Source organism: Paenibacillus sp. AD87, from assembly GCF_001659845.1.
GTDB classification, from domain to species: Bacteria; Bacillota; Bacilli; order Paenibacillales; family Paenibacillaceae; genus Paenibacillus; species Paenibacillus marchantiae.
The window spans coordinates 3,467,572-3,493,275 of sequence record NZ_LXQN01000007.1 but is presented as its reverse complement, the minus strand read 5'-3'; the positions used below and the strand labels follow the sequence as shown (position 1 = coordinate 3,493,275).

The window sequence follows — 25,704 nt, the reverse complement described above, 5'->3', positions numbered from 1 at the left end:
CGGAGCTGTCCGGCACTTGAAAAATAACCGTAAGGATGTGAAGCAACGTGAGTATTTTGATTGATAAAAATACAAAAGTCATTACGCAAGGCATTACGGGTTCAACGGGAATGTTCCACACGAAGGGCGCATTGGACTACGGAACCCAGATGGTAGGTGGCGTTACACCGGGTAAAGGCGGAACCAATGTTGATATCACGCTGGAAGATGGCAAAGTAGTCAGTCTGCCGGTGTTTAATACAGTACAGGAAGCGAAGGAAGCTACTGGCGCAACAGCGAGCGTCATCTACGTTCCTCCGGCATTTGCAGCGGATTCCATCATGGAAGCTGTTGACGCAGAGCTGGATCTCGTGATCTGTATTACAGAAGGTATCCCGGTACTTGATATGGTCAAGGTTGACCGCTTCATGGAAGGAAAAGATACCGTTCTGATCGGACCAAACTGTCCGGGCGTTATTACACCAGGTGAATGCAAAATCGGCATCATGCCAGGTTATATTCATATGCCTGGTCACGTTGGCGTGGTTTCCCGTAGTGGAACACTCACCTATGAAGCCGTTCATCAATTGTCTGCGCGTGGAATTGGACAATCTTCTGCTGTGGGAATCGGTGGTGACCCGGTTAAAGGATCCGAGTTCATTGATATCCTGAAACGGTTCAATGAAGATCCGCAGACACGTGCTGTTATCATGATTGGTGAAATCGGTGGTACGGCTGAAGAAGATGCTGCAGAGTGGGTACGCGATAACATGACCAAACCGGTAGTTGGCTTCATCGGTGGTGTTACGGCGCCTCCAGGCAAACGTATGGGTCATGCGGGTGCTATTATCTCTGGCGGTAAAGGTACAGCCAAAGAAAAAATTGCAAAACTGGAATCTTGCGGAATCAAAGTTGCTCCGACGCCAGCTGAAATGGGCTCGACTCTTGTGAGCGTACTTGAAGAACGCGGAATTCTGGATTTGTGCACGACACATTAATTCTTTTTCGTTATAATAGAAGAAACGGTGCAGGGAAATTATTTTTCTGGTGAGCCGACTATTGATAATACGGAAAAGGTAAGCAACCTTTTGTCCTGAACAGGGCGAAGGGTTGCTTTTTTGCGTTTTTTTATGGGGTGTAAAAGGGAGCTGTTGTCTGCCTGTAAGAGTAAACGCTTGCAATCCGTTGTCACTTAACACACAATATGAGGGAAGATTTTCTTCCCGCTATGGGAGGTTTCTGATTATGGAAGAGAGATGGATTTTGGTTGGACTGCATGAAACGGATGGTATTGGTAAGAAAACAATCTCGAAACTGCTATCAGGACAACATCAATTGACGGATTTTCTAGATTATAAAGAAGGAGATTGGATTGCCGCGGGTTTACGCAAGGATCAGGCTGTGCGTCTAACCAAGCAATTCAATATCGACTGGATTGAGCAGAGACAAGAGGGTGTTTATAAACAGGGAATTGAGATCGTTACCTATCTGGATCAAGACTACCCCATATTAATGAAGGAAACCGTTCAGCCACCCTGGGTAATGTACGGTCGAGGAGATATGAATCTGTTGCACGCTCAATCCATTGCAATGGTAGGAACACGTATGCCTACTGTATACGGACGTAAAATTGGTGAAAAGCTGGCAGAGCAACTATGCAAGGCAGGGCTGACCATTGTAAGCGGGCTTGCCAGAGGAATAGATAGTGTGTGCCACTATGCAACTCTTCGTGCAAACGGCAAAACCATTGCGGTATTTGGGACAGGAATTGATAACATCTATCCGCCGGAAAATACAAGTCTTGCCGAACGAATTGCCGAAACAGGGCTGCTTTTATCAGAATATCCTCCGGGTACACGTGCGCGTCAGGGATTATTCCCGGAACGTAATCGGATCATTGCAGGGTTAACTCTCGGTACGCTAGTCGTTGAGGCTGATATCCGAAGTGGATCACTCATTACAGCAGATGCTGCACTCGAAGCGGGAAGAGACGTGTTTGCAGTCCCAGGTCCCATTACATCTCCCAAAAGCCGAGGCTCGCACAATCTGATTCGTCAGGGGGCAAAATTGGTGACCTGTGCCACAGATTTATTGGAAGAGTTTCGATTGGACTTGCCAAAAGCCGAGCAACTTCCTTACAATAGAGGACGTTCGGCGGAAAGCAGTGAAACTTCCAATCAAGGAATATTCCCTGTCGTAAAACTATCTTCAGATGAACAACGTGTTATTTATCTGCTAGAGCAGGAAGAGCAATCACTGGATCAACTTGTGGAACAGCTCAACTGGGATTTTGGACATTTGCATTCAGTTCTGTTATCTTTAATCATAAAAAAGCAGATTAGCCAATTACCTGGAACCAAATACGCGAGGGTATGACGATGCTGCGATCAAGGCAGCATGTGAAAATAGATTATTAGCGGAAGTTAGTCCTGCTGCTAATGAAGTATGAATCATAAAAACAAGCAGCAGTTTCATGACTGAGAGGAGGATGGACCTATGGCGGATGCACTCGTAATCGTGGAGTCGCCCTCAAAGGCGAAGACGATCGGCAAATATTTAGGCAGCAAGTTCATCGTCAAAGCTTCGATGGGGCATGTACGCGATTTGCCAAAGAGTCAGATCGGCGTTGAGGTAGAGAATGATTTTAATCCGAAATATATTACGATCCGCGGTAAAGGTTCAATTTTAAAAGAACTGAAGGATGCACGAAAGAAAGTGAAAAAAGTGTATCTCGCAGCTGACCCGGATCGCGAAGGTGAGGCTATTGCTTGGCATTTGGCCCATGCACTTGAACTGGATGAAACTGCGGATTGCCGAGTAGTATTTAATGAAATTACGAAACAGGCTGTCAAAGATGCGTTCAAAACGCCGCGTAAGATCAATATGGATCTGGTTAACGCGCAGCAGGCCAGACGTATTCTGGATCGGCTTGTAGGATATAAAATTAGTCCGTTATTATGGAAGAAAGTCAAAAAAGGATTGTCCGCTGGTCGCGTTCAGTCCGTGGCCGTCAAAATCATTTTGGATCGTGAAAATGAAATCAATGATTTTGAACCGGAAGAGTACTGGAGCATTACTGCCAAACTGACTGCGGACGGAAATCCGTTTGAAGCCAAGTTCCATCAGTTGAACGGTACCAAAACCGAACTTGGCAGTGAGGCAGAAGTACAGGCCATTTTAAAACAGATCGAGGGCGCTTCTTTTACAGTCAAAGAAGTTAAAGAGAAGGAACGCAGCCGTAACCCTTCTGCTCCGTTTACAACGAGTTCCTTGCAGCAGGAAGCCGCACGTAAATTGAATTTCAGAGCTTCCAAAACGATGTCTGTCGCCCAACAGCTGTATGAAGGCGTAGACCTCGGAAAAGAAGGCACAGTCGGTCTCATTACGTATATGCGTACGGACTCTACCCGAATTGCAGCATCGGCTCAGGAAGAAGCCAAGGAATACATTATTGGCAAGTATGGTGAGCCATTTGCACCAGAGACGCCTAGAAACTATTCCAAAAAAGCAGCCAATGCTCAAGACGCGCATGAAGCGATTCGTCCAACGTCGATTTTGCGTGATCCGGATTCCATTAAATCGTTTATGAGTCGTGATCAATTCCGGTTGTACAAATTGGTTTGGGAACGTTTTATAGCGAGCCAGATGTCATCTGCCGTTCTGGATACACTCTCCGTGGACATTGCTGCAGGAGATACGATTTTCCGGGCAGCGGGTTCGAAGGTTCGTTTCCAGGGATTCATGAAGGTGTATGTAGAAGGTAACGATGACGGTACAACGGAAGAAGATCGTCTGCTGCCTCCGCTGAAAAATGGAGATGTGCTGGAGAATCGGGAGATCGAGCCGAAACAGCACTTTACACAGCCGCCACCACGTTATACGGAAGCAAGGTTGGTTAAAACACTTGAGGAGCTGGGCATAGGGCGTCCGAGTACATATGCGCCAACGCTGGAGACCATTCAGAAGCGCGGATATGTTGCTATTGAAGAGAAGAAATTCATGCCAACGGAACTGGGCGAACTGGTCATCGAACAGATGGAGGAGTTCTTCCCGGAGATCCTGAATGTGGAGTTTACCGCCAACATGGAAGGTGATCTTGACCATGTGGAGGAAGGGTCGGAGGATTGGGTCAAAGTACTCGCAGAATTCTACGAATCTTTTGAGAAACGGCTTGAGTTTGCAGAAGAAGAAATGAAAGAAATCGAGATTGAAGATGAAGTGTCGGATGAAATATGTGAGAAGTGCGGCAAACCGCTCGTTTATAAGCTGGGTCGTTTCGGCAAGTTTCTCGCATGTTCCGGATTTCCGGATTGCCGGAATACCAAACCGATCATCAAGGATATCGGTGTAACCTGTCCGAAGTGTAAGGAAGGGCATGTTGTTGAACGCCGCAGTAAAAAGGGACGTATTTTTTATGGTTGCGACAAGTATCCTGAATGTGATTTTGTATCATGGGATAGACCGTCAGCGAAACCATGTCCAAGTTGTGGATCACTAATGATTGAGAAACGGAACAAACAGGGAACACGATTACAGTGTACTTCATGTGATCATCAAGAGCCGGTAGAGGAACCGGAAGAAGATTGAGCGGATTAGCATAATGGGGGTAAATGATTTTGACGAATGAACAAAAAGTAACCGTTATCGGTGCCGGGTTGGCAGGAACAGAAGCAGCTTGGCAGATCGCAAGTCGCGGTGTGCGCGTAAAACTATACGAGATGAGACCGGTTGTGAAAACACCGGCTCACCATACAGATAAATTTGCAGAACTGGTATGCAGCAACTCGCTTCGTGCGAATGGGTTGACTAACGCAGTTGGTGTATTGAAGGAAGAAATGAGAATGCTTAATTCTCTGGTATTGGGTGCAGCAGACCGTCATGCTGTTCCAGCAGGTGGAGCACTTGCTGTGGACCGGGACGGATTCTCAGGCGAGATCACATCTACGCTTCATCAGCATCCACTCATCGAAGTAGTTAATGAAGAGCTGACTTCCTTGCCGGAAGACGGAATAGTTGTTGTTGCAACGGGGCCTTTGACTTCACCAGCATTGTCAGAGCAAATCAAGGCTCTTATGGGTGAAGAATACTTCTACTTCTATGATGCGGCTGCACCAATTATCGAAAAAGATTCCATTGATATGAATAAAGTTTATCTGGCTTCACGTTATGATAAAGGCGAAGCAGCGTACTTGAACTGTCCGATGACAGAAGAGGAATTCGATGTATTCTATGAAGCGTTAATCACAGCGGAAGTTGCTCAACTGAAAGAGTTTGAGAAAGAAATTTACTTCGAAGGCTGTATGCCAATTGAAGTCATGATGAAACGTGGTAAACAAACGGCTTTGTTTGGTCCGATGAAACCTGTAGGACTCGTCAATCCGCATACTGGAGAACTGCCTCATGCTGTTGTTCAGCTTAGACAGGACAATGCAGCAGGAACGCTGTACAATCTGGTCGGATTCCAGACGCATCTGAAGTGGGGAGAACAAAAGCGTGTCTTTTCTTTGATCCCTGGACTTGAAAATGCGGAATTCGTCCGTTATGGCGTTATGCATCGTAATACATTTATCAATTCTCCCAAACTGCTTCGTCCAACGTATCAGTTCAAAGAGCGTCCGAACCTGTTCTTTGCAGGTCAAATGACGGGAGTAGAAGGTTATGTAGAATCTGCGGCATCCGGTTTGATCGCGGGTATGAATGCAGCCAAAGCAGCGCTTGGACAGGAACTGGTGGTATTGCCGGTGGAGACCACGCTGGGCAGTATGGCACAATATATTACAACAGCTGATTTCAAACACTTTCAGCCAATGAACGCAAACTTCGGATTACTGCCGAAGCTGGAAACTAAAATACGCAACAAAAAGGAAAAGAATGAAGCACTTGCGCAGCGTGCACTGGACGGCATTGCCCGTTTTGCAGCAGCAGAAGGTCTAACCGTTCCGGAACGCGTGTAAATTAATCGTGGGAGGAGGCTGATATCATGGATATGTCATTTCATGCTACAACGATCTGTGCAGTTCGTCATAATGGCAAAGCAGCCATTGCCGGTGATGGTCAGGTGACCATGGGGCAAAGTGTTGTGATGAAAAATACAGCCAAAAAGGTAAGACGTTTATATCGTGGACAGGTTGTGGCCGGTTTTGCCGGTTCCGTGGCGGATGCCATTACCTTGTTTGAGAAATTCGAAGGCAAGCTGGAGGAACATCATGGTAATCTGCAGCGTGCAGCGGTAGAACTTGCCAAGGATTGGCGCCAGGATCGGATTTTGCGTAAACTGGAAGCACTCCTTATTGTTATGGATAAAACAGGTATGCTGCTGATTTCTGGTGGTGGCGAAATAATCGAGCCGGATGATGATGTTATCGCTATTGGCTCGGGAGGAAACTTCGCGTTATCTGCTGCACGTGCGTTAAAACGTCATGCAGTGGATCTGGAAGCAAAAGACATTGCTCGTGAATCACTCCAGATTGCTTCAGAGTTATGCGTATATACCAACAATAATATAATTGTTGAAGAGTTGTAAGGAAAGCAATCTCCCGTTATGGGGCATGATGATTAAATCGGCTCCAGTTACTTCGTGGAGATTCTTTGTTCTTGTAGGTAAGATTTATAACGTTCTATCTCATAAACAAGGTTCACATACTGGTAGGAGGGAAGCTATATGGATACTCAAGCGTTAACGCCAAGACAAATCGTTGCAGAGCTTGATAAGTACATTGTGGGTCAAAAACAGGCTAAAAAATCGGTAGCGGTCGCCCTTCGCAATCGTTATCGCCGTAGCCTTTTGCCCGAAAATACCCAAGATGATATTGTACCTAAAAATATTCTGATGATTGGACCTACTGGTGTTGGTAAAACTGAGATTGCACGCCGACTGGCTAAGTTGGTAGGAGCTCCATTCGTAAAAGTAGAAGCTACGAAGTTCACGGAAGTGGGCTATGTTGGCCGTGATGTGGAATCTATGATTCGTGATCTGATTGAAACATCCCTGCGGATGGTCAAGCTGGAACGTACAGAAAAGGTCAAGGACAAAGCGGAAGAGGCTGCCAATGAGCGGATCGTACATATTTTGGCCCCTTCACAATCCAAATCCAAAAATCAGCGGAATCCGTTCGAAATGATTTTTGGCAATAATGGCAACAACACGCCAGAAACCGATGAGCAAGAACCGGATACCGGAGTAGCTGAGCGGCGACGGAAAATCAAATTCGATTTGTTATCTGGCAAGCTGGAAGATGACGTTATCGAAATTGATGTGGAAGATACCACGCCTAACATGATGGACATGTTCGCTGGTCAAGGAAATGATCAGATGGGGATGAACATGCAGGAGATGTTTGGCAGTTTGTTGCCTCGTCGTACCAAAAAACGTAAACTAGCGATTAAGGAAGCTCGCAAAGTATTAATTCAGGAAGAAGCGGGCAAGTTGATCGATATGGATGATGTTACTCAGGAGTCCATCCGCCGGGCGGAACAGACAGGTATCATATTCATTGACGAAATTGATAAAGTTGCCAGTCAGGGACGCGGCAGTGGCCCCGATGTATCCCGTGAAGGTGTACAGCGTGATATTCTGCCAATCGTGGAAGGATCTACGGTAATGACGAAGTATGGCCCTGTCAAAACGGATTACATCCTGTTTATGGCAGCGGGTGCATTTCACGTAGCAAAACCCTCAGATCTTATTCCAGAGCTCCAGGGGCGTTTCCCGATCCGTGTAGAACTGAACAGCCTGACGCTTGATGAGTTTGTATCGATCCTCACAGAACCTAAAAATGCGTTAACCAAGCAGTATGTGGATTTGCTGCGTACGGAGAATATTGAGATTGAGTTCTCGGATGATGCCATTCGTGAGATTGCCAAGCTGGCTGAGTCCGTGAATCAGAATACCGAAAATATTGGTGCGCGGCGCCTGCATACTATTCTGGAGAAACTTCTTGAGGATCTGTCTTTTGAAGCGCCAGAACTTACGCTGGAGCGTATGGTAATCACTCCGGAATATGTACGTGAGAAATTGAATGACATTGCACTTGATCGTGATTTAAGTCAATATATCTTGTAACATAGGTGTAATGCTCTGTTCAGAGCGTGTTTGAAGGTTGAATGACGGTATACAATGGATGATTAAAGATCAAACGACTACACGGAAATAGGATATTCGGTCCTGGTTCTGACTGTAGTAGACTTTATTCAATCCATCTGTATGCCGTTTATTTTTGTTTTAGCCTAATATAATGCCGTATTGCAACCGATAAAAGAGATGGAGTTGTATAAGATGAAAGATAATCTAGGACTTGTGCCGCAGAGATAATGTAATTAAACCCTAAAGACGTGCTGACAACACATATTTGATAATACTATAAATTCCAATAAAAGGATTTTGTTTTTCCAAGTCTGGTTATCGGTTTAATCAGAAGCTTGAGAAAAATTTGCATAAATACGCAAGAAGTGAATGAGATGGTATTGCGGATGTGACAAAATATTCTTGTGAAATTTAAATAAGCTTGCTCTGTTTAAATGTTAAAAAAGTGTTTTAGATATTAAGCTGAAACAAATAATTCGAAATGGATATTTTGTCAATTAGCAATTTCATAGAATAGAAAAGTTTCTAAGGAAAATTATAAGAAAGCTTATTATATCGGTAAATATTTCTAACAGGAAATCGTTTGAAGCTTTTCGTTGGATTCCTTGTTTGTATTATTATGATGTACTGAATCGTATAGAAGCATAGTATAAATTTTAAGAATGTTTAAGAGCTCATATTGAGCACTTAAGCTTATTTTTGTTTTGGGCCCCAACATTTACGAAAAAATTCATAATTTGCAGAAAATACACAAAAAGCTCTGTCTTTCAGAAAAGATAGGGCTTTTTTCTTATTGTAATATATCCCAATCTCGAAGAAACTTATGTTATACGACAACATCAGAGTTAATTCTACTTAAGTCCTAGAAAACCGTGTAAAAGCGAATGTTTTTTGTCGAAAAAACATAAGCATCCTGACGGGAAAAGATTGAATCTATTTCCATAATTTCTAAAGAGAGGAGGGCGATTATGAATCTTTTGAATGATATTAGTTTTCAAAGGTTACAAGGTGCACTCGATGCCTCCAACATTAGACAACGAACAATTGCTGACAACATTGCGAATGCAGACACCCCGTATTTCAAGCGTTCGGACGTTGCTTTTGAAGAAATGCTACAGGAACAAATGAATGGAGATATGCCTGTTCTTAAAGGGAAAGTAACGGATTCAAGGCATTTTGTCATAGGTCCTTCCTCTTCCATACCTACACCAGTAGTTAATATGGACCAGTCAACATCCATGAATAACAATCAGAACAACGTCGATGTAGACAAAGAAATGAGTCTTCTGGCGGAGAACCAGCTACGTTACAACGCTTATATTCAGCAAGTGAATGAACAGATCAAAATGATGCGTGTTGGAGTCGAAGGGAGATAACTTAGGTGAACATCAGTAACAGTTTCAGTATTAGTGCATCGGCTCTAACGGCTCAGCGTTTGCGGATGGACGTTATATCTTCCAACATTGCCAACGCGGAGACGACGCGCGCGAGTGTAACCAACGGCGAGGCAGTTCCTTACAAGCGCAAGATGGTTGTGCTTGAACCCAACAAAACTTCTTTCAACAGCTTGCTTCAAAATCAGATGAAAAGCAGTGGGTCTGGAGAGGGAGTTAGAGTATCGGAGATTCGTGAAGATCAGTCCCCTCTGAAACCAGTCTATGACCCTACACATCCGGATGCCAACGCTGAGGGGTATGTGTACATGCCTAACGTGGATATCGCGAAAGAAATGGTGGACATGATCTCGGCTTCACGCTCATATGAAGCAAACGTCACAGCTTTGAACTCAACCAAAGCAATGATATCCAAAGCATTGGAGATTGGAAGAGCCTAGTTAACGGCTTAAGGTGGCCATAAAACCAAAGAACACAAATGAAAGGGAGGGACATTAATGATTCAGAACAACATGTTTAGCACACAGGGGATTCAACCGCTTCAGATGCAAAGTACGGCACAAAGTAAACCATCTACACCAGCCGAAACCATTCAGAGCTTCGGTACATACCTACAGGATGCGCTAGGGTCTGTAGCTGCACAGGAGACCCAAGCACATGAAATGTCAAACCAATTCCTGGTTGGAAAAGTGAACGTTGATCAGGTGATGATCGCTTCTCAACAGGCCCTGCTGAGTCTTCAACTTACGACTCAAGTCCGAAACAAAGTAGTCGAAGCATATCAGGAGATTATGCGTACGCAATTGTAAATTGGCTTAAATGCGCTTCGACAACAGCGCTGATTACTACAACAAGCAGCTGCGATGCTGCTCCTGACCGTTAAACTTTAGAACCTATAGAGATTGCGGATGGACAGACCAAGCAAAGTTTCGGATGGGGTGACAGAGTGAATGAGAGAATTGCCCAATACAGGGATAAGGCATCCCAGTATTGGAATAGTTTTAGCAAAAAGCAAAAAGTATTATTTATTTCCACATTCCTGTTTTTAATTTTGGCTGCAGTTGTACTAACCATGCAATTGTCAAAGACGGAATATGAAGTTGCGTTCACGGATTTGAATGCAAGTGACTCTGCAGGCGTCATTAGTTATCTTGATTCCTCCAGTATTCCATACAAATTAAGTGCAGACGGTAAGACCATATCTGTACCGAGCACGGATGTTGCTATTGCAAAAGTAAATATCGGATCACAAGGCATTATTCAGAATGGTTCATTAGGATATAAGTCATTTGAGGAGTCATCATCTCCAATCGGGATGACGGATAAAGAGTTCGATGTGAAGTATAACAACGCATTGAACGGAGAAGTGGAGCAGTTGCTTCAACGGATGCAAGGCATACAGGATGCTAAAGTACTGGTCAATATGCCAAAAGATAATATCTTTGCTGGCCTAGAAGAGCAGGATAAAGCATCAGCATCAGTGGCCCTGCAGTTTAAACCGGGTTATCACCCCAATCAGGCTGCGGTAGATGGATATTTTAATTTGGTCAAAACAGCCATTCCCAATCTACCTATTGAAAACATAACGATTACGAACACGGATGAAGCGGAACTGATTCCGACGGCCCGAGGTGGTAGCGGGGGATTATCTTCTGAAGTCCAAGAAAACATGGCGTTACAGAAGAAATTCGAAAATGATGTTCGCAATAATGTGAAACAATTTCTTTCACAGATTGTGGGTGACGAGAACGTCAATGTTCTGGTTGCTTCCAAGCTTAATTTTGACAAGGAAACGCGGAAAGAAAACCTGGTCACACCGGTCGATGTAGATAATATGAAAGGCATCGAGATCAGTGTGCAAGAGATTCAAAAGAGTTACACAGGGGCAAGCAATCCGACAGGCGGTGTTGCTGGCACAGGCCAAGAGGAAGTTCCGGGTTATCCATCATCGGATGCATCAGGCAACTCAACCTCGGAGGAAACATCCAGCACCAAAAACTACGATGTCAACCGAATTGTTAAAGATATCGTTTCCAGTCCATATACTGTAAAAGATTTAACCATTAACGTCGCGGTTGAACCACCTGCAGGACAAACAGAATTACAAGCTCCGGTTCAGGATGCAATTGAAAATATCTTGGTTAACATTGTTCGTGCATCATTGGCGGACTCAGGCACTGTAATAAGTGACGCAGACTTGGCCAAAAAAGTTTCGGTAATGTCTCAAGGTTTCCAGACTGCTGCGGCAACAAATACAGGCTTCAAGCTTTCCACCGGAATGATGTGGGGCATAGGAGCACTGGTGGCAGCATTGATTGCAACGGTTGTTATTTTGTTAGTGCGCCGTCGTCGCAAACAAAACGAAATAGAAGAAGAGGACATTCCTCTTCCAGTAGCAACAGAGTTTCCGTCCATTACGTTGGACAGTGTAACGAACGAAAGTCAAGTGCGCAAACAATTGGAGAGTTTGGCCAAGAAAAAGCCAGACGAATTCGTCAATCTGCTGCGTACGTGGCTGGCTGACGAATAGAGGTGAACGCATTGGCGAAGGCAAGCAGTCAAGGTCTGACTGGAAGACAAAAAGCAGCAATTTTGTTGATTACATTAGGTCCGGAAGTATCCGCGCAAATCTTCAAACATCTGCGGGACGAGGAAATCGAACAACTGACGTTGGAAATTGCCAATGTTCGCAAAGTGGATGCTTCTGAAAAAGATATGATTATGTCTGAGTTTCACCAGATCTGTCTGGCACAGGAATATATCTCTCAGGGCGGTATTACTTACGCGAGAGAAATTCTGGAGAAAGCACTCGGGTCGCAAAAAGCACTTGAAGTTATTAACCGTTTAACGGCTACGCTGCAAGTTAGACCCTTTGACTTTGCGCGTAAGGCGGATCCGAATCAAATATTGAACTTCATTCAGAACGAAAGCCCGCAAACGATTGCTCTGGTATTATCGTATCTGCAATTTGAGCAGGCAGCAGCAATCTTGTCCTCGTTACCACAAGAGAAGCAAGCCGATGTAGCACGCAGAGTTGCTGTTATGGACAGTACGTCTCCAGAAGTCATTTCTCAAGTGGAACGGGTGCTCGAGCAGAAATTATCTTCTACTGTTACGCAGGATTATACAAATGCGGGTGGTATCGAATCCATCGTTCAGATCTTGAACGGCGTTGACCGTGGTACGGAACGTACTATTCTCGACTCGTTGGAAATTCAAGATCCGGAACTTGCAGAAGAAATCAAAAAACGCATGTTTGTATTCGAAGATATCGTCAATGTGGACGATCGTTCGATCCAGCGTATTATCCGGGATATCGACAACGCAGATTTGCAGTTGGCACTCAAAGTGGCAAGCGAAGAAGTACGGGATGCTATATTCCGAAATATGTCGAAACGGATGTCCGAGACATTCAAGGAAGAAATGGAATTCATGGGACCCGTTCGGTTGCGTGATGTTGAGGAAGCTCAGACCCGTATCGTAGGAACGATCCGTAGATTGGAAGAAGCTGGTGAGATCATTATCGCTCGCGGTGGAGGAGATGATATCATTGTCTAATTTGATTAAATCTTTCCAGTATGTACCGGTTGATGACCGCAAACGACTCGAAAATCATCATCATTATGGTGGACCCGAGTCTGATGCGGAGTTAGATGGTGAACGTGCTGAAGGTTCTGAAGCTGAGATGCTTCAGGCACGCGTGGACGAAGAAACACAACGTCTTACCGCGGAGATGCTGGAGGATGCCAAGGAGTTTGCAGAAAAGCAGGTACGTGATGCTTCGGAGGAAGCGGAGCGATTGCTTCAAGAAGCCCGTGAACAGATAGATAGCTGGTGGCAGGAGCAGCGTCAGCAGGATGAACATCTTACTGAAGCGCTTCGTTCACAAGGTTTCCAGCAGGGTTTTGAAGAAGGCAAAGTACAGGCTGAACTGGATCTCCAGGTGAAGATCGAAGAGATGATGAAGGAAGCACGCGGGGTGCTTGAAGAAGCTTACGTCGCCAAAGATCAGATTATTCAGGAAGCAGAGCCTTTCCTTGTGGATCTCGCCTGTGGTATCGCTGAGAAGGTGATTGACAAACAACTTTCGGTTGAACCAGAACACACGCTTGAACTGATTCGTCAGAGTTTGTCTCGCAAACGTGAACAGGGGATGATCACCTTATGTGTGGCACCTGATCAATTTGCTTTTGTGCAGGCTGCACGTGAAGAGTTGGCTATGGCAATTGACTCTCAGGCAGAATTGCAGATTTTACCTGATGCTACGGTAAAAGACAAGGGATGTGTTATACGTTCGTCGTTTGGAAGCGTAGATGCCAGAATTGATACCCAGCTCGCTGAAATTAAAAAAGAACTGATCCGCATAGCACTTGAGGATGAGGGGCGAAAAAATCAACATGAAGATTCTTAGCTCACAGCGATACATGGAACATCTTAAGCAATTTGATCCCGTTCGCATTAACGGTAAGGTCACGCAGGTCATTGGTCTTATGGTTGAGTCGGAAGGTCCGGATGCCAGCATTGGTGATGTATGTTACATCTACCCCGGAAAATCTGCGAAGCCACTTCAGGCAGAGGTTGTCGGGTTTCGGGATAACAAAGTTTTGCTCATGCCACTTGGCGAACTTCAATCTATTGGTCCTGGATGTGATGTGGTCGGAACGGGTAAACCACTTGGGGTTCAGGTTGGATCAGAATTGCTTGGTAAAGTGTTAGATGGATTGGGACAACCTTTGGACGGTTCCTTGTTACCCTCCAGAATGCCGATGTACTCCACATCCAATACGCCAGTGAATCCGATGGACCGACCACGGGTACTCGAAACGATGAGTGTAGGTGTGAGAGCCATTGACGGTCTGTTGACGGTTGGCAAAGGACAGAGGGTCGGCATATTTGCCGGATCGGGTGTTGGTAAAAGTACGCTTATGGGCATGATCGCCCGCAATACAGCAGCAGACGTCAATGTAATTGCTTTGGTAGGCGAGCGGGGCCGTGAGGTTCGTGACTTTATTGAACGGGATCTGGGTCCGGAAGGACTGGAACGATCTGTCGTTATTGTCGCTACCTCTGATCAACCTGCTCTGATTCGAATCAAGGGCGCGGTCATCGCAACTACGATTGCGGAGTATTTCAGAGACAGAGGCATGAATGTTATGTTGATGATGGACTCCGTTACACGTTATGCCATGGCACAGAGGGAAGTGGGACTTGCCGTGGGAGAACCTCCTGCAATGAGAGGATACACTCCTTCTGTTTTTGCGAGTTTACCCAAGTTGCTTGAGCGAGCGGGGACTGGACCCACAGGTTCGATTACTGCTTTTTACACCGTCCTTGTCGACGGGGATGATATGAACGAACCGATTGCAGATGCGGTAAGAGGTATTTTGGATGGTCATATTGTACTGAATCGGTCCATCGCAAACAAAGGTCATTTCCCTGCCATTGATGTGCTTGCAAGCATTAGTCGGGTTATGAAGGATATTGCTCCTGAAGAGCAGCTGGAAGCCGTTAATAATATGAAGAGACTGATGGCTGTGTACAAGGAATCAGAGGATTTAATTAACATTGGGGCTTATCAAAGAGGTTCAAATGCTGCCATTGATGAATCGATAGACCAGATTGATAGCATCTGGAATTTTACAAGGCAGAAAGTCGATGAAAAAGTAACGTTGAGTGAAGTGCAGGAACGTTTGATTCTTGAATTTGCAAGGAGATGAATGGGTAAACGATGAAATTTCGATATCATTTCCAGAAGGTTGTTGACCTGAAAAGCAATGAAAAAACGCAAGCGGAGTGGATGTTATCCACTGCGATCGGGAAACTTCAGACTGAGGAAGAGCATCTTTTACAACTATTGAATGATAAAAAGGAACTGATTGATGTCATTCAATCCACTACGGAAAGTACGGCTTCCGTATCCAGCTTGCAGGAGATGCAGCGGTATGTCCATCACCTTGACGAGTGCATTTCACGCAAAAGTAGTGATGTCAGACATGCTGAGGTCAATGTGCAACGGAATCAGACGTTTCTGAACGGCAAAATGATGGACGAAAAAGTATGGCTTGGGGCGAGAGACAAGGCCAAAATCAAATTTCAGCAGGAGATGCTCCTCCGGGAACAGAACGATCTGGACGAGATGGCTACTGTACGCTTCGCTGCCAAAGCCGGACGCGCGAATTGATGTGGCCGGACGCGAAGTTGTCTCGTGAAGGAGGAAAGAACAATGGCTGTTAAAGACACAGATATGGAAAAAGAGTCGAGCGGCGGTTGGGAAAAGTTTCTGATGATTTCAATCCCAATTGTGTTCACTGTGGTTTTGTTGGGTGTTTTGCTCACTCTATTTAATGTAGATATTCGCAACAACCTGCTTGAAGTAGCTAACAAAATTCCTATCGTAAAGGACTGGGTGCCTGATCCTGTGCTAGATCCGGAGAAAAAGAAACTGGAGAAGAGCGAGCAGCAGGTCGAGAGTGCAGAAGCGACAATAGATAAGCTGAAGGCACAAGTAAGCGAGAAAGAAACAGAGCTCAAAGCAGCGAAGGATGCCACGACCACAGAGGCGAAAAAAGCAAGTGATCTGCAAAAGAAATTGGATGATGCGGAAAAAGCGGCTGAAACCGCTGTGCAGAATCCAGAGACCGAGTCTGATTATCAGAAACAAATTAAAGATTTGGCGAAGATGTATGCGGACATGAGTCCCAGTAAGGCCGCACCGATTTTGCAAAATATGACGAATGAAGAGATGGTGCTGCTTCTGAGTGCGATGCAATCGGCTGCACGAACCAAGGTGCTGGAAAAGATGGACCCAAAAACAGCGGCTGATGTCACGATGATGATGAAGGATGCAAAACCATCCGGTGATCTGGCCCTGGATGCACTGCAATCCCGCTTAAAGAAAGAAACTACAACTACATCTACGGCTTCTACAACTAACTCCAAAAATTTGGATAAAAATCAGCTTAGTCAAACGTTTGCTTCCATGTCGGCCTCTAGTGGAGCCAAGCTGTTACTCGAAACTTATAAGCTGAGTCCGGACAAAACCTTGACCATTTTGAATTCTGTAGACGATGCTACACGCTCTCAATTGCTTGAAAATATGTCGACTGAAAATTCAGTTGAAACTGCTAAAATATTAAATAAATTAATGGGTAACAAGTAAGATTAGTAGCGTCTGTTTATTAAGGAGAGGAGGTGAAAACAAATGTCGATTGTATATCAAATGACATCCACATCATCCGCCAAGACAACAGGAGCAGCTCAGACAGCTGGAACTGGTTCCAAAGGTGCAACTGCTGGTAGCGGTGATTTTCTACAAACTCTTGCCCAATCATTGAATGGTGGTGCAACGGGGGAGAACAGCTCGGCTGCAGCAGGGAGCTTAACAGCGAATCCGCTTATGTTTACCTTTGCAGCTAGTGAAGATGGAGAACAAACATCGATCACCGATATCTTGAGTTCGTTATTCGCAGATTTGGATTCGCTAGATGAAGCTTTGGAAAATGATCCGTCACTACTAGGGGATTTACAAAGTCTGATTCAGCAGATGTATGCTCAATTAGATAATCCTGGTACTCAAGCCGAAGGTTCTGATGAGCCTACAAGTGAAGCGGGAAATGCAGCATCAGCAATTGATCTGGCGGAACATCCAGCAGCAGTGCGCTTTGTATTACAGGATGTACTCACACAGTTAATTGCGGGTATGAATGAGCCTGATAGTACTGTTGTCAAGAACGCTCCAGAATTCAAGCACCTGCTTCAATCTCTTCAAAGTCAGTTGCAAGATGCTGGCGTTGACACCAGTCTTAACAAAGGGTGGAATGAACTTAAATCCATTCTGGATACATTAGCGGTGGCTAAGGATCAGTCTGTGCAAGGGGCTCCAACAAATCAAACGTCCAAGCAAGACTCAGTGGCATCACAAGTTCTTGTTGCGGCCGCTTCAAATACTGGACCTAAAGTTTCAGTTGAAACGGATTCAGCACCTACAGTGAATGAAGTGGGAGAAGTGGACCATTCAAGTATCATTACGGCAGGAGAGTTGTCCTTACGTTCATCAGGAACATCAGCGGGTAAACCGGCTGAACCTGTCATGCAAGCCTCCCAGTTTGCAAAAGAGATGACACAGTTTGTTGTGAACAAGTTGGATATTGTGCAACAAAAGGGATTTTCGGAAGCGACTATCTCACTACGTCCGGAGCACCTGGGTAAGCTGGATGTGCAAATTACTTTGCAAAACGGACAATTGGTTGCACGTTTTATGACCGAGCACACGATGGCGAAAGACATGTTGGAACAGCAAATGATGCAACTGCGTAGCTCGCTTCAAGCTCAAGGCATTCAAGTGGAACGACTTGAGGTGACTCAGAACAGCTCACTTGGTTCACAAATGTACCAGGATGGCGGACGCCAGCCAGGTAGCAATTCTCAGCAGCAACGTCGCTCACGTGAACGTGAAGAACAATCGGATGATGCTGTAACTACAGCAACTCTCCAGGAAGAATTGCGCAACTGGCGCAGTGAGCATGAGGAAGGAAACGACCTGCGAAGAGATACGTTTACAGCAGAGGCTTAAACAGAAATGAGGTGAAAATATGGCTAATGAAGCGATTTCTACCAATAATACATGGCCTAACTATTCTGCAGCGAATAAGGCTACAACAAGCGCTGCAACAAAAGAGCTGGGAAAGGATCAGTTTCTTAAAATATTGATCACTCAGCTACAAAATCAGGATCCGATGCAGCCGATGGAAGATAAGGAATTTATCGCTCAGATGGCTCAGTTCAGTTCGGTAGAACAACTGGTGAATATTTCGTCTCAGCTCAAGACTTTGAATCAGTCTCTTGGAACAGTGTCTGGCATGATTGGCCGCGAGATCAGTTGGCTTTCTTCTAATAAAGAGGATAACGGAACCCTCCGTCAAGGTATTGTGGATTCCATCATCGTACGAGATGGTGTTCAATACGCAAAAGTGGGCAATGACGAAATCAAGCTGGATGAAATTATTCAGGTAACCAATCCAACACAGGCTGAGGAAAATGAAACTCCAGTTCAGAACGCTGCAGATTCAGCTGTAACAAATGAAAGCAAGGAACCAGAAGCATCAGCGCAGCCTGAAGACAATGGAAACATGTTATGAGTGACCGCATAACAGTTGGCCAACTGTACACAGGTCCAATTACATCCAATTTGCATAATCGCTCCAAAGCGGGAGAAGCATCCAATGTACCTGAACGCCCTTTTGCACAGGTATTGGAAGATAACCTCCTGAAATTGAGTAATCATGCTGCCAAAAGGTTGGAACAGCGCGGTATTGAGCTCAAGACTGAGCAGATGCAGCAGATTGGAACTGCTTTAGATAAGGCTGCTGCCAAAGGAGCCAAGGAGTCCTTGATTTTGATGAAAGATATGGCTTTTATCGTTAATGTCAAAAATCGTACTGTCGTTACAGCCATGGATAGTGAAAGCATGAAAGATAATGTATTCACTCAGATTGACAGTGCTGTAATCATTTCTTGACCGGCTGGCCCTTCTCGGGAGCCGGAATGCCGCTGACCGACTGACGCGGTAACCAAATTAAGGCTGGGAGGATTTTTAAAAAATGTTGAAATCAATGTACTCAGGCGTTTCCGGGATGCGGGGTTTTCAAACGAAACTTGATGTTATCGGTAATAATATTGCGAACGTGAATACGGTTGGTTTTAAAGGTAGCCGTGTCATGTTCAAAGATATTATGAGTCAGACCACAGCAGGGGTGACTGCACCGACGGATACTCCAACAGGTGGTGTGAATGCGAAGCAAATCGGTTTGGGTGTATCTGTAGGGTCTATTGACACATTGCATCTTGCAGGAAGTCCTATGACAACAAACAATCCAACAGATTTGCGCATTAATGGAGATGGCTTCTTTCTGGTTGCGATGTCGGAGGATCAGGAAGTTCCATTCTTAACTCGTGCTGGGGATTTTCACGTAGATGCGGATCGTAATCTGGTTACATCTGACGGCCTCTTTGTTTTAGACAGTGGAGGTGCACCAATCACAATTGCTGATGATGTCGTTTCCTTTACAATCGGCCAAAACGGTATGATTAACCAGACGATGGCTGACGGAACAATTGAAAGTGAAACTCAACTGGGTATTGGGAAAGTTGTCAACCCGGAAGGTCTAGAAAAAATAGGGGGTAACCTTTACCGGATGACAGCCAATGCCAATCCTGATGGCACACTTGATCCTTTAACAGCAAATGATGCCGAGAATGGTACGGGGTCAATTATTGCAGGACAACTCGAAATGTCCAACGTGGATCTAACAGGTGAATTCACAGAGATGATCGTGGCTCAACGTGGATTCCAGGCGAACTCACGTATTATTACAACGTCCGATGAAGTGCTTCAGGAAGTTGTTAACCTGAAACGTTAATAACTGATTAGCAATTTTTAATGTGTGGGGGAGCTTGCTCCTCCACTCTGATCGAGGGGGCTTAGCATGATTTCGGTTACGCGGTTAAATGGTTCTCCCATGTGGTTAAATGCGCTGATGGTTGAAATTGTGGAAGAGACACCAGACACGTATATTACTCTGGTAACCGGAAAGAGACTTATTGTGCTTGAGAAGGCCGATGAGGTTATTTCCAAAATTAAAGATTACAACCGTGAAATCGGGGTTCAGGCAGCCACTATTAAAGTGCAGCAAACGGAGGAGTCCTGATGAAAAAGATGTTGCCATGGCTTGCAACAAGCTTGCTAGCTATAACACTCATTGTGGTGGTTGTGTTTGTATTTATGCAAGGACAGAACGGGAATAAGAATGATACACATACGGCAGCCGCTGCTGCAGAGAAGAAGATGACTGCGGATGAGATTGTTGCAGTTTCCTCAGAGCTTGGAGAAATTAAAACCAATTTGGCTGATATAGACCATATTGTAGTTGTAAGTTTTTCTTTCAAATTGTCCGACAAAAAGGCTAAAGAAGATTTTGAGAAAATCAAGGAAATCACGGTGAAGCCTATCATCATCCAGACTTTTGCGGATACCAAGTCGGATGAGCTGGCTACAGCAAAAGGTCGCATTCAATTTAATAAAAAATTGACCGACCTTATTAATGAAGCTTTGCCAGAAGGTAAGCTGGCCAGCACTAGTTTTTCTGCTTTTGTGATGGCGCCAATGTAATGAACAGGACACGCTGTAAATCTGTAAGGGGGTGAGAACATGGTGGATGTATTATCACAAAATGAGATTGACGCCCTATTAGCTGCCCTTTCCTCTGGTGAGATGGATGCTGAGGAATTGAAAAAGGAAGAAACTCAAAAGAAAATTAGATCGTACGATTTTAAGCGGGCGGTTCGTTTTTCCAAAGATCATATTCGAAGCTTGACCCGTATTCACGAAAATTTTGCACGCTTTCTCACCACTTATTTTTCAGCCCAACTGCGGACGTTCGTTCAGATCAATGTCGTTCAGGTTGAACAGTTGCCTTATGACGAGTTTATCCGTTCTATTCCGAAGATGACGATATTGAACATATTTGAGGCGGAGCCATTACAGGGACGGATGGTGATGGAGGTTCATCCCAACGTGGGTTATGCAATGCTGGATCGTCTGCTTGGCGGAACAGGAAATGCACCGACAAAGATCGCATCGATGACGGAAATTGAGACGACGATTATGGAGCGGATTTTCAGCCGTGCGTTTGAGAGTTTGCAGGAAGCATGGAAGACGGTGTTGGATATTTCTCCAAGGATGGAAGCACTGGAGACCAATCCGCAATTTATGCAGATTGTATCACCCAACGAGACCATCGCTTTGATCTCACTGAGTACCAAAATCGGTGACACCACAGGCATGATCAATTTGTGTATCCCGCATGTCGTTCTTGAACCTATTATGTCCCGGTTGTCGACTCATCAGTGGTTTGTTTCGGAGAAAAAGACGAGAGCTCCGGAAGAATATGATGCTCTCAAAGAGCGTGTGAACAAAGCCAAATTGCCCGTCGTTGCGGAGTTGGGAGAATCCAGGATTTCGATTGCTGAATTTTTGGGTCTGTCTGTTGGCGATGTCATTACGTTGAACAAACCCGTTGATGAGGGACTGTCCATTAAAGTTGGAGATAGGCTGAAGTATATGGGTAGCCCGGGAACGATCAAGGATCGTGTGGCTGTGCAAATAGACAAGATTGTCACCGAAGGAGTTGAAGAATTTGACGAGTAAGGATTATTTATCCCAAGAAGAAATCGATGCTTTGCTCAGACAATCGGAATCGATGAACAGTTCGGAACCGGCTGAGAAAACAGTTGATGATTTTTTGACCGAGCTGGAACAGGATGCCTTGGGGGAAATTGGTAACATTACTTTTGGTAGTGCGGCGACAGCTTTGTCCACGCTATTGGGCCTAAAAGTAGATATTACAACACCTAAGGTGTCCATCATCAGTCGGACACAGTTTGATGAAGCCTTTCCTAAACCTCACGTTGCAGTACATGTGAATTATGTGGATGGATTTGAAGGGATCAACTCGCTAGTCATCAAAAAACGGGATGCTCAAGTCATAGCTGATCTGATGCTTGGCGGCGAAGGAAATCCGGTTGATGAAGAACTAAATGAAATCCATATCAGTGCAGTACAGGAAGCGATGAATCAGATGATGGGTTCGTCTGCTACTTCCATGTCCACAATCTTTAACCGTTTCGTGAATATTTCTCCTCCGGGAATTGATATTCTCAATATGGAAAGTGGTGAGGGAGTCAGCAATCTTCCAGAAGATGAGACGTTGATCCAGGTATCATTCCGTCTGTTGATTGGCGACCTGATTGATTCCAATCTCATGCAGCTGCTTCCAGTGCATTTTGCCAAAGAAATGGTAGAGATGTTGATTGGAGGGGCCCAAGAGTCTACTGCTAGTGCACCAGTTGCGTCTACTCCAGAGCCAGTACCAGCAGCAGTACCGGTTGCCCCTGAGCAACCTCCAGTTCAGCAACAGGTACCACCACAGGCACAACAGCCGCCTGTTCAAGATTATAATGGCTATGGACAGGCTCCAATGGGGATGCCGCAAGGAATGCCGCCACAGCAGCCTTATGGCATGCCTCCGCAGCAACCTTATGGTGTACCGCAGCATTACGGCGGTGTGCCGAATAGGAATGTAAACGTACAACCGGTTCAATTCGCCAATTTGCAAAATGGGGCGTTCGGCCAGGTAGACGAAAACAATTTGAATTTATTGATGGACATTCCCCTTAAAGTCACCGTAGAATTAGGAAGGACCCAGAAGCAAATTAAGGATATTTTAGAACTGTCACAAGGTTCAATTGTCGAGCTGGACAAGCTGGCCGGTGAACCTGTCGATATTTTGGTGAATAACAAGTTGATTGCCAAAGGTGAGGTTGTCGTAATCGACGAAAACTTTGGTGTTCGTGTTATAGATATCGTAAGCCAATGGGACCGAATTCAGAAATTACAATAAGCACAATTTAGGGAGGACTTGAATCAAGATGGCAAACCGAATTTTAGTCGTGGACGACGCTGCATTTATGAGAATGATGATCCGGGACATTTTGTCCAAAAACGGATACGAGGTCGTTGGCGAAGCACAGGATGGATCACAAGCAATTGAGAAGTTTAAGGAGCTTCGTCCTGATCTGATCACAATGGATATTACCATGCCTGAGATGGATGGTATTGCAGCTTTGAAAGAAATCAAAAAAATTGATGCTAACGCAAAAGTGATTATGTGCTCTGCGATGGGTCAACAAGCGATGGTTATTGATGCAATCCAGGCTGGGGCTAAAGATTTCATCGTGAAGCCGTTCCAATCTGACCGGGTTATCGAAGCAATCAGCAAAACGCTGGGCGTTTAAGAGACATGATGATGGCTCAGGATAAGATTCCAGATGATGTGGGCGCGGGAGTCAATTATTATTTTCAGCTTGTATGGGTGATTGTTGTCCTGGCCGTCATTCTGGTTCTTATAGTCTATCTGATTCGTTTTCTAAACAAACGGAATCAGCGATGGTTCCGGAACGGCACAATTCGTATTTTGGGTGGGGTCGGACTGGGACCAAACAAGTCGCTGCAAATTATAGAAATTGGCGGTAGCGTTTATCTACTCGGTGTGGGTGATGACATACAGCTGGTGGATAAGGTTTCGGATCTTGAAGAGGCACAACGAATCATTGATTCATTTGAACGGGATGCTTCAGCACAACAGGGAAGCCTTTCGCCTCTTATTGCAAAGCTTGCAGCCCGCTTGCGCAAAGATGAACCGCCTCAAGAAATGGAACTCGAGGATACAACCTCTTTTCACGAACTGTTTGAATCTAAACTTCGGCAGATGCCTAACCGTAAAGAGAAGATGGAGAAGGTCCTGGAAGAAGACAATACTACAGATCGGTCGAGGGATTCATGAAGAAAAAGATTTGGTTAGCGTGTTTTTTCATAGGACTTATCAGTCTGGCCTCCGTCACTGTTGCCTTTGCCGAACCGATTCCGAATATTGATATTCAAATTGGAAACGGAGATGGGAGCACACCAAGCACGAGTTCACTGTCCCTTATCCTGCTGATCACGGTACTTAGTATCGCACCAGCTTTGCTGGTACTGATGACCAGCTTTACCCGGATTGTTATCGTTCTCGGTTTTGTGCGGACATCCTTGGGTACGCAGCAAATGCCACCCAATCAGGTGCTGGTCGGTTTGGCACTTTTTCTAACACTGTTCATCATGTCTCCGACGTTGTCATCCATCAATCAGGTAGCGCTTCAGCCCTATCTCAAGGGTGACATCACACAAACCGAAGCGTTGGAAAAAGCTGCAGACCCCATGAAGAAGTTTATGTTCTCCCACACTAGGGAGAAAGACCTATTGCTGTTTATGAAGTACAATCAAACGGAAAAGCCAAACACATACCAGGATATTCCGATTACTGTGATGGTACCGGCATATGCAATCAGTGAGTTGAAGACAGCATTCCAGATGGGATTCATGATCTTTATTCCATTCTTGGTTATAGACATTGTAGTTGCGAGTACACTCATGGCTATGGGGATGATGATGCTTCCACCTGTCATGATCTCATTACCTTTCAAAATACTGCTATTTGTACTTGTCGATGGCTGGTATCTGGTCGTGAAGTCACTGTTGCTGAGTTTTAACACTTGAGCCGGCATATTAAAGGAGGACGGTCATGACTTCGGAGTTTATTATCGGTCTGGCCGGGAAAGCGGTCTATACTTCACTGCTGGCCAGCGCACCCATGCTTATTCTAGCTCTGGTTGTAGGACTCATTATCAGTGTGTTTCAGGCAACTACTCAAATTCAGGAGCAAACCCTGGCCTTTGTGCCTAAAATCATTGCTGTACTTCTGGCAGTACTTTTGTTTGGTCCTTGGATATTGAATATACTGGTCGATTTCACGTATAACATTCTCGATAATTTATACAGATACATAGGGTAGGCTGTTGCAGATGGAGACATTGTTGCAAAGTTTTCCTGTCGCTCTGCTTATGTTTTGTCGAATAGCATCATTTTTTGTAACTGCGCCGGTCTTCTCGGCTCGGAATGTGCCGAATTCTCTTAAAATTGGTTTATCGGCATTCGTAACCTTTACTGTGTATATGGTATACGGCATAGACCAGGTTGTACCTACAGATCTGAGTTATATCCTGCTGGTTATCCGAGAGATATTGATTGGCTTGCTCTTAGGCTTTGTTGCTTATCTGTTAATGACGGCTATACAGACCGCAGGAACCTTTATTGATCTTCAGATTGGTTTTGGTATGGCCAATGTATATGATCCAATGACAGGCGCTTCTGCACCACTTACAGGTAACTTCAAATATGCTTTTGCGGTATTGCTCTTTCTGACAATGAACGGACATCATTATCTGCTCGATGCCATTGTATACAGTTATCGCTGGATTCCGTTGTCGAATGTATTCTTTCTACGATTGGCAGATGGAAGTATTGCTGAATTTTTGGTGCGTACATTAGGCCAATCATTTATGTTGGCTTTTCAGATGTCTGCGCCGATTGTAGTTGCTCTGTTTTTGACAGATGTAGGATTGGGATTCTTAGCAAAGACGGCTCCTCAATTTAACGTATTTGCCGTCGGAATGCCACTTAAAGTACTCGTAGGGCTTGCTATTTTGCTTTTGCTGGTTCCCAGTTTTGCCTTTGTGTTTAGTCAATTGTTCGAAGTAATGTTCAGATCCATGGAAAACTTGCTTGGGACCATTGGACAGAGGCCGGGCTGAGTG

28 protein-coding genes are annotated in these 25,704 nt (G+C 45.0%); all 28 read left to right on the top strand.

What is annotated here, in order from left to right:
- Positions 1 to 47 precede the first annotated feature (47 nt).
- Positions 48 to 977, top strand: coding sequence for a succinate--CoA ligase subunit alpha (sucD, locus tag gpAD87_RS15265; protein ID WP_063566419.1), 930 nt, complete (start codon positions 48 to 50; stop codon positions 975 to 977).
- Positions 978 to 1,224: 247 nt separating this feature from the next.
- A complete protein-coding gene (gene dprA / locus gpAD87_RS15260) occupies positions 1,225 to 2,355 on the top strand; it encodes a DNA-processing protein DprA (protein ID WP_064639075.1) in 1,131 nt (376 codons plus the stop codon).
- Between the two features lie 120 nt (positions 2,356 to 2,475).
- Positions 2,476 to 4,566 carry a type I DNA topoisomerase gene (gene topA, locus gpAD87_RS15255; RefSeq protein WP_064639074.1) on the top strand — a complete coding sequence of 697 codons (2,091 nt, stop codon included), beginning with the start codon at positions 2,476 to 2,478 and terminating at the stop codon, positions 4,564 to 4,566.
- A 29-nt stretch (positions 4,567 to 4,595) separates the two neighbouring features.
- Complete coding sequence (trmFO, locus tag gpAD87_RS15250; protein WP_064639073.1) at positions 4,596 to 5,933, top strand: FADH(2)-oxidizing methylenetetrahydrofolate--tRNA-(uracil(54)-C(5))-methyltransferase TrmFO; 1,338 nt, start codon at positions 4,596 to 4,598, stop codon at positions 5,931 to 5,933.
- A 26-nt stretch (positions 5,934 to 5,959) separates the two neighbouring features.
- Entirely contained in the window at positions 5,960 to 6,502 is a 543-nt protein-coding gene (gene hslV / locus gpAD87_RS15245; protein WP_024630205.1) for an ATP-dependent protease subunit HslV, read from the top strand.
- 138 nt (positions 6,503 to 6,640) lie between these two features.
- Entirely contained in the window at positions 6,641 to 8,041 is a 1,401-nt protein-coding gene (gene hslU, locus gpAD87_RS15240) for an ATP-dependent protease ATPase subunit HslU (RefSeq protein WP_064639072.1), read from the top strand.
- A 989-nt stretch (positions 8,042 to 9,030) separates the two neighbouring features.
- A complete protein-coding gene (flgB, locus tag gpAD87_RS15235; RefSeq protein WP_053783790.1) occupies positions 9,031 to 9,438 on the top strand; it encodes a flagellar basal body rod protein FlgB in 408 nt (135 codons plus the stop codon).
- A 5-nt stretch (positions 9,439 to 9,443) separates the two neighbouring features.
- On the top strand, positions 9,444 to 9,896 hold the full coding sequence (gene flgC, locus gpAD87_RS15230; protein WP_063566414.1) for a flagellar basal body rod protein FlgC: 453 nt from the start codon (positions 9,444 to 9,446) through the stop codon (positions 9,894 to 9,896).
- 57 nt (positions 9,897 to 9,953) lie between these two features.
- Positions 9,954 to 10,265 (top strand): flagellar hook-basal body complex protein FliE, encoded by a 312-nt coding sequence (fliE, locus tag gpAD87_RS15225; RefSeq protein WP_064639071.1) that lies wholly within the window; start codon positions 9,954 to 9,956, stop codon positions 10,263 to 10,265.
- A 137-nt stretch (positions 10,266 to 10,402) separates the two neighbouring features.
- Positions 10,403 to 11,986, top strand: coding sequence for a flagellar basal-body MS-ring/collar protein FliF (fliF, locus tag gpAD87_RS15220; protein ID WP_064639070.1), 1,584 nt, complete (start codon positions 10,403 to 10,405; stop codon positions 11,984 to 11,986).
- Between the two features lie 11 nt (positions 11,987 to 11,997).
- Entirely contained in the window at positions 11,998 to 13,014 is a 1,017-nt protein-coding gene (gene fliG, locus gpAD87_RS15215) for a flagellar motor switch protein FliG (protein ID WP_063566412.1), read from the top strand.
- Complete coding sequence (locus gpAD87_RS15210; protein WP_064639069.1) at positions 13,007 to 13,867, top strand: FliH/SctL family protein; 861 nt, start codon at positions 13,007 to 13,009, stop codon at positions 13,865 to 13,867. Before fliG ends, gpAD87_RS15210 begins: the two co-directional genes overlap by 8 nt.
- Complete coding sequence (gene fliI, locus gpAD87_RS15205) at positions 13,854 to 15,173, top strand: flagellar protein export ATPase FliI (protein ID WP_053783794.1); 1,320 nt, start codon at positions 13,854 to 13,856, stop codon at positions 15,171 to 15,173. The genes gpAD87_RS15210 and fliI overlap by 14 nt, the downstream gene beginning before the upstream one ends.
- A gap of 11 nt (positions 15,174 to 15,184) precedes the next feature.
- Positions 15,185 to 15,637: a flagellar export protein FliJ gene (fliJ, locus tag gpAD87_RS15200; protein ID WP_064639068.1), complete on the top strand. Its 453-nt coding sequence runs from the start codon at positions 15,185 to 15,187 to the stop codon at positions 15,635 to 15,637.
- 42 nt (positions 15,638 to 15,679) lie between these two features.
- Complete coding sequence (locus gpAD87_RS15195; RefSeq protein WP_064639067.1) at positions 15,680 to 16,615, top strand: MotE family protein; 936 nt, start codon at positions 15,680 to 15,682, stop codon at positions 16,613 to 16,615.
- A gap of 42 nt (positions 16,616 to 16,657) precedes the next feature.
- A complete protein-coding gene (locus gpAD87_RS15190) occupies positions 16,658 to 18,028 on the top strand; it encodes a flagellar hook-length control protein FliK (protein WP_064639066.1) in 1,371 nt (456 codons plus the stop codon).
- Positions 18,029 to 18,047: 19 nt separating this feature from the next.
- Complete coding sequence (locus gpAD87_RS15185) at positions 18,048 to 18,593, top strand: flagellar hook capping FlgD N-terminal domain-containing protein (protein WP_064639065.1); 546 nt, start codon at positions 18,048 to 18,050, stop codon at positions 18,591 to 18,593.
- Positions 18,590 to 18,973 carry a TIGR02530 family flagellar biosynthesis protein gene (locus gpAD87_RS15180; protein ID WP_064639064.1) on the top strand — a complete coding sequence of 128 codons (384 nt, stop codon included), beginning with the start codon at positions 18,590 to 18,592 and terminating at the stop codon, positions 18,971 to 18,973. Before gpAD87_RS15185 ends, gpAD87_RS15180 begins: the two co-directional genes overlap by 4 nt.
- Positions 18,974 to 19,055: 82 nt before the next feature.
- On the top strand, positions 19,056 to 19,874 hold the full coding sequence (gene flgG / locus gpAD87_RS15175; RefSeq protein WP_064639063.1) for a flagellar basal body rod protein FlgG: 819 nt from the start codon (positions 19,056 to 19,058) through the stop codon (positions 19,872 to 19,874).
- Between the two features lie 66 nt (positions 19,875 to 19,940).
- A complete protein-coding gene (locus gpAD87_RS15170) occupies positions 19,941 to 20,162 on the top strand; it encodes a flagellar FlbD family protein (RefSeq protein ID WP_024630220.1) in 222 nt (73 codons plus the stop codon).
- The gene (locus tag gpAD87_RS15165; protein WP_064639062.1) at positions 20,162 to 20,623 is read left to right on the top strand and encodes a flagellar basal body-associated FliL family protein; all 462 of its coding nucleotides are present in this window, start codon (positions 20,162 to 20,164) and stop codon (positions 20,621 to 20,623) included. Before gpAD87_RS15170 ends, gpAD87_RS15165 begins: the two co-directional genes overlap by 1 nt.
- Positions 20,624 to 20,662: 39 nt before the next feature.
- Entirely contained in the window at positions 20,663 to 21,661 is a 999-nt protein-coding gene (fliM, locus tag gpAD87_RS15160) for a flagellar motor switch protein FliM (RefSeq protein ID WP_024630222.1), read from the top strand.
- Entirely contained in the window at positions 21,651 to 22,913 is a 1,263-nt protein-coding gene (gene fliY / locus gpAD87_RS15155; protein WP_063566402.1) for a flagellar motor switch phosphatase FliY, read from the top strand. The genes fliM and fliY overlap by 11 nt, the downstream gene beginning before the upstream one ends.
- Positions 22,914 to 22,941: 28 nt before the next feature.
- Complete coding sequence (locus gpAD87_RS15150) at positions 22,942 to 23,307, top strand: response regulator (protein ID WP_017689175.1); 366 nt, start codon at positions 22,942 to 22,944, stop codon at positions 23,305 to 23,307.
- Positions 23,308 to 23,318: 11 nt separating this feature from the next.
- Complete coding sequence (locus tag gpAD87_RS15145; protein WP_064639061.1) at positions 23,319 to 23,855, top strand: flagellar biosynthetic protein FliO; 537 nt, start codon at positions 23,319 to 23,321, stop codon at positions 23,853 to 23,855.
- The gene (fliP, locus tag gpAD87_RS15140; RefSeq protein WP_064639060.1) at positions 23,852 to 24,607 is read left to right on the top strand and encodes a flagellar type III secretion system pore protein FliP; all 756 of its coding nucleotides are present in this window, start codon (positions 23,852 to 23,854) and stop codon (positions 24,605 to 24,607) included. Before gpAD87_RS15145 ends, fliP begins: the two co-directional genes overlap by 4 nt.
- A 25-nt stretch (positions 24,608 to 24,632) precedes the next feature.
- Complete coding sequence (fliQ, locus tag gpAD87_RS15135) at positions 24,633 to 24,902, top strand: flagellar biosynthesis protein FliQ (protein WP_024630226.1); 270 nt, start codon at positions 24,633 to 24,635, stop codon at positions 24,900 to 24,902.
- Positions 24,903 to 24,912: 10 nt separating this feature from the next.
- The gene (fliR, locus tag gpAD87_RS15130; RefSeq protein WP_063566399.1) at positions 24,913 to 25,701 is read left to right on the top strand and encodes a flagellar biosynthetic protein FliR; all 789 of its coding nucleotides are present in this window, start codon (positions 24,913 to 24,915) and stop codon (positions 25,699 to 25,701) included.
- The last annotated feature ends 3 nt before the right edge of the window (positions 25,702 to 25,704 follow it).